General features: G+C 49.0%; 1 protein-coding gene. It reads left to right on the top strand.

What is annotated here, in order from left to right; genetic code table 11:
• Positions 1–210, top strand: a 210-nt coding sequence (locus HJV72_RS19495; RefSeq protein WP_208073537.1) for an ABC transporter permease subunit, incomplete at both ends; no start/stop codon positions are given.

Raw genomic sequence — 210 nt, 5'->3', positions numbered from 1 at the left:
AGTTAACGTGTATTATCTTGTCATTATGATGCGTTACTTTGAGGATGTGCCGGTGTCGCTCTGCGAGGCGGCGAAGATCGACGGGGCCGGTCATCTGAGAGTCCTGTTTTCGGTGGTGCTGCCGCTTGCAAAACCGGGAATTGCAACACTGACAATGTTTTACGGAGTGACAAGATGGAATGAGTATTTCCGTTCCGGAATTTACATCTC

It is taken from the genome of Extibacter sp. GGCC_0201 (assembly GCF_017566055.1).
Lineage (GTDB): Bacteria > Bacillota > Clostridia > Lachnospirales > Lachnospiraceae > Extibacter.
Note: the sequence above shows the minus strand (reverse complement) of the source record. Positions and strands in the feature narration are given on the sequence as shown.